The sequence below is a fragment of the Streptomyces prasinopilosus genome (assembly GCF_001419695.1).
GTDB lineage: Bacteria > Actinomycetota > Actinomycetes > Streptomycetales > Streptomycetaceae > Streptomyces > Streptomyces prasinopilosus.
Genome location: NZ_LIRG01000640.1, coordinates 1 through 1,817, shown reverse-complemented (window position 1 = coordinate 1,817; position 1,817 = coordinate 1). Strand labels below are relative to the sequence as shown.

Annotated in this window: 2 protein-coding genes; one reads left to right on the top strand and one right to left on the bottom strand. The window is 68.2% G+C overall.

Annotated features, from left to right (window positions below):
* Positions 1 to 84 precede the first annotated feature (84 nt).
* Positions 85 to 420: a Rieske (2Fe-2S) protein gene (locus tag AOK18_RS23785; protein WP_074995002.1), complete on the bottom strand. Its 336-nt coding sequence runs from the start codon at positions 418 to 420 to the stop codon at positions 85 to 87.
* Between the two features lie 283 nt (positions 421 to 703).
* On the opposite strand from AOK18_RS23785, the gene AOK18_RS23780 reads away from it, so the two are divergent.
* On the top strand, positions 704 to 1,711 hold the full coding sequence (locus tag AOK18_RS23780; protein WP_240503290.1) for a helix-turn-helix domain-containing protein: 1,008 nt from the start codon (positions 704 to 706) through the stop codon (positions 1,709 to 1,711).
* Positions 1,712 to 1,817: the final 106 nt, after the last annotated feature.

Here is a 1,817-nt window from a genome sequence, read left to right as displayed (position 1 = left end):
GCAGTGGCGTCACCGTGTTCAGGTCACGGTGACGCCACTGCCGGGGGAAGCACCTGCGCGATCTTTTACGACGGGGGAATCGCGTCAGGCACTGCGGGGGGTGGCCGAGATGGTCCGGGGAGCGGGGGAGTCGGACTCCGCCTGCTCGTGGTCCCGTTGATCCAGGTTCACAAAGATCATTCCGTACCGGATGGCACACCGCACGGGCTGCGGCGCTCCCCGGGGCCTTCGCAGGCACCGGTACGCCCGTACGTCCTGGTCCTCGTCGCGCGTGACGACGACCGGTTCACCGAACACGGTCACCATCAGGGAGTCACCGCTGTGGGGGATGGCGGTGACCAGGTCGATGAAGTGCCAACCGGACCGGTAGGCGGTCGCCATCTCCCTGCGAAAAGATCGGTCGTCGGGTGGAGTGGTCACTTCAGCGCCCCGAGTCCACGACGATCGCCGGCCAGTGACTGTCGGCGGTCGTGTCGCCCTTCGCGTCGGAATGACCGCTCAGCGCTCCGAAAGCTGCAACGGCAGAGAGAGCAGCAGCAAGCACCGAGCGAAGCAGTCTCTTGCGCATGGTCGGCTTCGTCCTCACGTGTCAGTCTCCTCGGTCCCCCGTCAGGTAAGACGATGGCTCATTCGAACACATCATGGCCACACAATCAGTGCATCATGTTCCTGCATATTCAGGACCCTGGGGGGTGGAGATCTCGTGACAAATGCGACTAAGGCGACTCATCCCCACTCGGTGACCGAGCTGTGCGATGCCGGCGGCCGACTCTATGCGACGGCTCTGCGCAGGGGGAGGGTCACGCGCGAGGACGCCGAGGAGGCCCCGTGCCTGGCCGAACTCGACCTCCTCAAGCCGGATCCGGACGACCGGAACCTCCTGCTGCCGGTGCCTCCGACGGTCGCGCTGGCCCAGCGCCTCCATCCGATCGAGCGCGACATCGCGGAGCGCCGGCGGCTGTCCCTCCAGCTCACGGACGCGTTCGAACCGTTCATGACGCTGGGCGTGCGGGAGATGCCCAGCGACCTCTCGATCACCGTGCTGGAGGGCGGGGACCGGATCAACGCCGCGCTCAACCTGGCGACCTCCCAGTGCCGGACCGAGATGCTCACCATCCAGCCCAGTGACGACCGCTTCTCCGAGCGGAGCCTCCTGCAGGGACTGGAACGGGACAAGCCCCTCGTCGAGCGGGGCGTGCGGATCCGGACGCTGTACCAGCACACCGCCCGCTACAGCCCGCAGAAACGGGCCTACGTGGAGCAGCTCGCCAACGGCAAGGCGGAGTACCGCACCATCGACGAGGTGGTGGAGCGCCTCATCGTGTGCGACGAGTCCGTCGCCTTCATCCCCACCCGTGACGACCAGCAGGTCGCCCTCGAGCTGCGTCAGCCGGGTCTCGTCCGGTACCTGATCAAGGTGTTCGAGTTCATGTGGAGCCGGTCGGTGCCGCTGAGCGCCGGAGCGCCCTACGAGACCGCTCCCGGCGGCATCACCGACATCCAGCACTCCATCGCCAAGCTCCTCGTCGAGGGCCACGTGGACGAGGCCATCGCCCGCCGTCTCGGCATGAACGTCCGTACCTGCCGCGCCCACATCGCCAAGCTCGCCGCCCTCCTCGGCAGCGGCAGCCGTGCCCAACTGGGCTATCTGATCGCCCAGTCGGGACTGCTCCAGCAGGACAAGCCGAGCCCGGGGGCGCCTCGGGCGTGAACGGGGACGCGCACGACGACGCGCCGACGGAGCCGTGCGGGAGGGATCCGGACCGGTACGCCCGCGCCCCGCGCCAAGGACGCGTGCCCGCCGGCGGGGCCGACGG